At 39.5% G+C, this 5,939-nt stretch carries 7 protein-coding genes; 6 read left to right on the forward strand and 1 reads right to left on the reverse strand.

What is annotated here, in order from left to right; translation table 11 throughout:
- The first annotated feature begins 133 nt into the window (after positions 1-133).
- The 6 genes from cas5c to cas2 are packed head-to-tail and all read left to right on the forward strand — an operon-like array spanning position 134 to position 5,609.
- Complete coding sequence (gene cas5c, locus HMPREF3168_RS01040; RefSeq protein ID WP_035185417.1) at positions 134-868, forward strand: type I-C CRISPR-associated protein Cas5c; 735 nt, start codon at positions 134-136, stop codon at positions 866-868.
- Complete coding sequence (gene cas8c, locus HMPREF3168_RS01045; protein ID WP_070488030.1) at positions 865-2,739, forward strand: type I-C CRISPR-associated protein Cas8c/Csd1; 1,875 nt, start codon at positions 865-867, stop codon at positions 2,737-2,739. Before cas5c ends, cas8c begins: the two co-directional genes overlap by 4 nt.
- 7 nt (positions 2,740-2,746) lie before the next feature.
- A complete protein-coding gene (gene cas7c, locus HMPREF3168_RS01050; protein ID WP_003617697.1) occupies positions 2,747-3,613 on the forward strand; it encodes a type I-C CRISPR-associated protein Cas7/Csd2 in 867 nt (288 codons plus the stop codon).
- Between the two features lie 4 nt (positions 3,614-3,617).
- On the forward strand, positions 3,618-4,277 hold the full coding sequence (gene cas4 / locus HMPREF3168_RS01055; protein WP_035164811.1) for a CRISPR-associated protein Cas4: 660 nt from the start codon (positions 3,618-3,620) through the stop codon (positions 4,275-4,277).
- On the forward strand, positions 4,274-5,305 hold the full coding sequence (gene cas1c / locus HMPREF3168_RS01060) for a type I-C CRISPR-associated endonuclease Cas1c (RefSeq protein ID WP_035185415.1): 1,032 nt from the start codon (positions 4,274-4,276) through the stop codon (positions 5,303-5,305). Before cas4 ends, cas1c begins: the two co-directional genes overlap by 4 nt.
- 13 nt (positions 5,306-5,318) lie before the next feature.
- Complete coding sequence (gene cas2 / locus HMPREF3168_RS01065) at positions 5,319-5,609, forward strand: CRISPR-associated endonuclease Cas2 (RefSeq protein ID WP_035165464.1); 291 nt, start codon at positions 5,319-5,321, stop codon at positions 5,607-5,609.
- Positions 5,610-5,709: 100 nt separating this feature from the next.
- Here cas2 and HMPREF3168_RS10405 read toward each other — a convergent pair.
- Positions 5,710-5,939: hypothetical protein (locus HMPREF3168_RS10405; RefSeq protein WP_210384536.1), on the reverse strand; the 230-nt coding region annotated here is incomplete at its 5' end.

Raw genomic sequence — 5,939 nt, forward strand, 5'->3', positions numbered from 1 at the left:
ACAGTGTTCAGTTTAATTTTACAATCGGCGCTTTCTTGAATTTGCTCAAAGTGGTAAACTTAAGGCTGTGAAGCAATAATTCACTCAATTTTAGAATTTTTGGGCATAGTTATCGCACCATTAGGAGAGAAATATGGAAGAGAACACGACATTCAACTTTAAAGTGTATGGTGATTATGCGCTGTTTACTGATCCTATCATGAAGATTGGCGGGGAAAAGTTTACATACCCGGTTCCAACATACCAGGCCTTGAAGGGTATAACTGAGAGTATTTATTGGAAGCCGACTATTCAAATTTATATTGATAAAGTCAGAGTAATGAACCCGATCATTACAGAGGCAAAAGACATCAGAGTGCCAAAGTATAATGACATGACAAAAACGGACCTTTCTAGGTATACCTACTTGAAAGACGTTGAATATCAAGTTCAAGCTCATTTTGAATTTAATCAGAACAGACCAGATTTAGCCGGTGACAGAAATGCAAAGAAACACTATGCAATAATGAAACGGTGCATAGAAAAAGGTGGCAGACGCGATATCTTCTTAGGAACCCGTGAATGCCAGGGTTACGTTGAGCCGTGCAAATTTGGAGAAGGCGAGAGCTTCTACGACAATTCTGATGACCGACTTTTTGGTACCATGGTACATGGTATTGATTACCCTGATGAAACAGGGAGAGATGAATTAGGTGTCAGACTTTGGAATGTTGTGATGAAACAAGGGGTTATTGAGTTTCCAAGACCCGATGATGAGACTTTGGTCCGCAGGAGTCTTCATAAGCTGAAAGCAAAACAATTTAGTTTGAGTAATATCGAGAGTGTGGACGCGCTTTATGCGGAGCTGCTAAAGGAGGGTGACTTATGAGTTGGCTTTCTGAGTTTGTAGATGTCTATGATAAGAATGAAAAGAACTTAGGTATAACAAGCTATCGGATTTACCACCCCAAGTCTGGCGAAGAATCTAAAAAAGCATATCAGATGTTGCCAGTCTCTCATATTTTCCTGAACTGCACTCTTCAGATTGACTTAAATGCTGACGGTACTTTTGCTGGTGCATTCGTAGTGGATGATCCGAAAACAATAGTGCCAGCAACGATAGAGTCTTCGATTAGATCAGGTAGTGGTTCATATTTAGTTCCTCTTCCTGTCGATGATAAACTTCAGTATTTAGCAAGAGATTACAGTAAGTGGAGTGGCGATGAAAAGTATATTGAGTCGCACAAAAAGTACCTGGAACAATTTCGTGCATACCTTATTTTCTTAAAAGAATATCCGGATCAATATGTGTACCGAACTCTACAAGCTGTCTACCGTTATGTTACTGAAAATGACATAATCAATGATTTATGGACTGGAAAGATCTTTGGTGAGAATGTTGCCAAAGAAAAGGTAGCGGGAAATAACCTTTTTAAGAGTACGGTTCGCTTTAATATTAGAAATCCAGAAAACGTTAAAAGATTTGAAAATAGGCGCTTTTTTGACGCTTGGACACAGTACTATCATCAAGTATTACAAACGGATACGGTTAGTGGTGGAACTGATGAAGGAATTGATTATATTACTGGGGAAGAAAATGTCATTCTGACGAGCAAACACCCAAAAGGTATTTTAGATAATGCTGCCAATGCAAAATTAATTTCTGCGAATGATACCACTAACTTCACATTTAAGGGCCGTTTCTTAACTGCAGATGAAGCTGTCACGATTGGGTATGACTCATCTCAAAAAGCACATGCGGCAATGAAATGGCTTTTGACAAAGCAAGGTTTTAAAATTGGTGACAGATACTATCTTGCTTGGGAAGTAAATGGAGAAAATACGGCAGATTTATCAATTGTTTCTCAGAATCCATTACTTGCCTTAGCACAGAAGAAATTTGCAGAAACGACTGAAATTGATACTAATACTAATATCGCCGAGAATTTTCGCAAAGTATTAATTGATGGTGCAAATAAAGATGATTATAGCTTGCAGGGATCAGTGCATTTGATCGAACTTGAAAGTCCAGTAAATGGCCGCTTCGGAGTTGTTTATTATCAAGCAATGAGTTTGCAACAATATATTAACAAATTTGCATCTTGGTATGGAAAGATTACAATTGATGATCGGCAATCATTCTTTAACCTTAAGCAGGTCTGTTATGACATTTACGGCGATAGGGTAGATGATAAAAGAATGGCGGCAACTGTTTCCCAATTGTCACACATGATTCTTGGTAGTCAAATTGTACCGTGGAGTCTGTTATCTGCGATTTATAACCGTGCAATTAGACCTGCATCATTTAATGATGATAAGGGTTGGCGTAGAGTGATGAGGACGGCTTCAAAGCTCTTCAAGGCATACTATGATGAGGGAGAAATAAAGACGATGCTTAATGATAGTTATCACGATCGGAGTTACAGCTTCGGACGCTTGTTGGCAATTGCCGATGTAATTGAGGAAGGTGTTCTTCAAGGATCAGAAAATAACGAAGGGCGTGTCACAAATGCGAAGCGCTACATGTCTTCTTTCGCACAGCGCCCATTGGACACTTGGAAGATTATTTATACGAATCTGCAGCCGTACCTTCGAAAGAACAAGTACAGTTTCAAGGCTTCGAAGCTGATTGATGAAATCTTTGCAAGCTTAGATGCAGAAGATAAGCATTTGAATGATCCATTGAACGGAAAGTTCTTGATTGGTTACAGTCAACAAAGAAATGACTGGTACCAGAAGAAGAAGACGTCAAATGAGTAATTAAGGAATGGTGAACGAAATGGCTAATGTGTTGAATCATAGAATTGATTTTAAGGTTGTCTTCTCAGTTGCTGGGGCTAATCCAAACGGTGATCCGCTGAATGGTAATCGCCCTCGTCAGACTAGTGACGGTTATGGAGAAGTTTCTGATGTTGCAATTAAGCGTAAGCTCCGGAATCGCCTGCAAGAAATGGGAGAAAAGATCTTTGTGCAATCACAAGACCGTGCAGACGATGGTCTTAAGAGCCTTAAGGCCAGAGCAGATTCTGTAAAGGAATTAAAGGGACAAAAAGATGAGTCCAAATACCAAGAAGTTGCCTGCCAGACTTGGTTTGACGTGCGTGCATTTGGTCAAGTATTTGCGTTTGATAAGGGTTCTTCAGTTGGTGTACGAGGTCCGGTTTCTATTCAAACAGCACGTTCAATTACGCCGATTATGATTAATGACATGCAGATTACCAAGTCTGTGAACTCAAAGGACGCTGCCGGTAGAAGTTCTGATACTATGGGGATGAAGTATAGTATTGACTACGCGGTTTACCAATTTAATGGCAGTATTAATGTTCAGCTTGCTGAAAAGACTGGTTTTACAGAAGAAGATGCCAATGCGATCCATGAAGCATTGAAGACTTTGTTCTACAATGATGAATCTTCTGCCCGCCCAGCTGGGAGTATGGAAGTTTTGAGAGTATATTGGTGGGAACACAAGAACAAGTTGGGTGATGAATCTCCAGCAAAAATCTTTAGAACCGTTGAAATCAAGCCAAATGAAGGTGTGGATGTGGTAAAGTCTACGGAAGATATTGACTGGGGCAGTGCGGATAGTGCTGCTAAAACCATTCAATGTGATAAGTTAGATATTTTCGAAGACTAAGATCATGGCCTACTATGAAGATGATTTCTTAATGATTTCCGGAATTCAGCATTTTGTGTTTTGCAGAAGGCAGTGGGCACTCGGACATATTGAGGATCAATGGGAGGACAATTACCTTACACTAAAGGGAGATCAGTTGCATGAAAAGGCAGATGATCCTTTTTTAAAAGAATCAAGAGGGTCAAAATTTATCGTACGAGCCATGCCAATTCATTCAGTTGAATATGGACTTACAGGTATATGTGATATCGTTGAATTTACTAAAGATGATGTGAATGGAGTACCTGTTCGAGGAAAGAAGGAGAAATATCTTCCGATTCCCGTTGAATATAAGCACGGTCAAAAGAAATCAGACCATTCTGATGAGTTGCAGCTTTTAGCAGAAGCTGTATGCTTAGAAGAAATGCTCTTTTGTCATTTGGAGTACGGCTATTTGTATTATGGTAAGACCAAGCACCGTACAAAAGTAGAGTTTACTCCTGAATTACGGGCTATGTTGGTAAGAACCGTGAATGAAATGCATCAGTATTGGGATAGGAAGTATACGCCTAAGGTTAAACCAACAGAAAAGTGTAAGTCTTGCTCTCTTAGAAATATTTGTCTTCCGAGTTTATTGAAAACTGAAACAGTTGATGAGTATTTACGGAGGAGATTGGACGATTGAGACAATTATTGAATACTCTGTATGTCAATACTCCAGAAGCCTATTTAGCAGCTGATGGGAACAATGTAAAAGTTCTTATTGATCAAAAGTGCGTTGGTGAAGTCCCATTGCAAAATTTTGAGTCAATAGTTACTTTCGGGTATTCCGGAGTTAGTCCTGGGTTGATGCAGAAGTGTCTGGATCAAGGGATTTCTATCTCTTTTATATCAAAGAGTGGCTATTTGAAAGGGAGAGTTGTAGGAAAACCTACGGGCAATGTGTATCTACGAAGAATTCAATATCGTCTGGCAGATACGCAGGCAGCATCTCTAGAAATTTCGAAAAACTTTATAATTGGTAAAGTTTATAACCAAAGATGGATTGTTGAACGATATATACGTGACCACTCGTTTCAAATAGATGCTGATATGTTTAAGAAAGTTTCTGAATCTTTAAAGAACGGTATTGAAGAGATTCGAAATGCTGAGAACATGGATGTATTGCGTGGGGTAGAAGGAAATTTAGCGACCGATTATTTTTCTATTTTTGATCAGATGATAATTAACCAAAAGGAAGATTTTTTCTATCATGGTAGAAATAGAAGGCCCCCTCTAGATAGAGTGAATGCATTACTTTCATTGACCTACACGCTATTAGGCAATGAATGTGCATCTGGACTGATAGCAAATGGTTTGGATCCGTATGTAGGGTTTATGCACGTGGATAGGCCGGGAAGAGAATCACTCGCTTTGGACCTAATGGAAGAGCTTAGGGGGGTTATGGCCGATCGCTTTGTTTTAAAATTGATCAACAAGAAAATGCTCCATGCTGATGATTTCGTAGAGAAAGAAAGTGGAGCAATTTTACTAAAAGATGGCGCACGTAAGCGAGTCTTGGCAGAGTGGCAGAATAATAAAGTGACAACAATTGAGCACCCGTTTCTCAAAGAAAAAATAGAGTGGGGACTCATTCCATTTGTACAAGCGCAGTTGCTTGCAAGATATTTACGAGGCGACTTGGACGGATACCCTCCGTTTTTATGGAAGTAAGTGATTGTAGATGATGATGGTAATTGTCAGTTATGACGTGAATACTGAAACTGCTTCGGGAAAGAAGAGACTAAGAAATGTTTCCAAAATATGTAACGACTATGGCCAAAGAGTTCAAAATTCAGTATTTGAGTGTCTTGTAGATTCTACAAAGCTTGAGGAAATGAAGGAACGCTTACTAAAGGTATATGATGAAGAGTGCGACAGCTTGTACTTCTTCAATGTAGGCAAAAAATATGAGAACAAAGTTCAGTCTTATGGGTGTAAACAAGTATTAGACTTGGGAAAGCCAGTTGTCTTCTAATTATCTAGACAGTGCGAGTGTGAAGCTAACAGAATTAGGCAGAGGATTCGCACTGTTTTTGACTATTTTTTTGTAGTCTTGAATATAAAATTGCAGTTTTTTAATGCTTTTTATATTTTGTATGCCCAATATTTAGCTGTGAAAATGCTTTTTTAACTAAATGTTGCGGTCGCATCCCGCATGGGATGCGTGGATTGAAATAGTTCAATTGCCGCAACATGCTCTTTTTGTGCCGTCGCATCCCGCATGGGATGCGTGGATTGAAATAGCCGGCAACCGCGTTAGTGATCAAGCCAAGGGCAGTCGCATCCCGCATGGGATGCGTGGATT

This window comes from Lactobacillus sp. HMSC08B12 (genome assembly GCF_001808415.1).
Lineage (GTDB): Bacteria > Bacillota > Bacilli > Lactobacillales > Lactobacillaceae > Lactobacillus > Lactobacillus delbrueckii.

Excerpts from the sequence above, each read along its gene's own strand:
- cas8c (WP_070488030.1), top strand. The coding sequence starts at position 865 with ATGAGTTGGCTTTCTGAGTTTGTAGATGTCTATGATAAGAATGAAAAG.
- cas5c (WP_035185417.1), top strand. The coding sequence starts at position 134 with ATGGAAGAGAACACGACATTCAACTTTAAAGTGTATGGTGATTATGCG.
- cas7c (WP_003617697.1), top strand. The coding sequence starts at position 2,747 with ATGGTGAACGAAATGGCTAATGTGTTGAATCATAGAATTGATTTTAAG.
- cas4 (WP_035164811.1), top strand. The coding sequence starts at position 3,618 with ATGGCCTACTATGAAGATGATTTCTTAATGATTTCCGGAATTCAGCAT.
- cas2 (WP_035165464.1), top strand. The coding sequence starts at position 5,319 with ATGATGGTAATTGTCAGTTATGACGTGAATACTGAAACTGCTTCGGGA.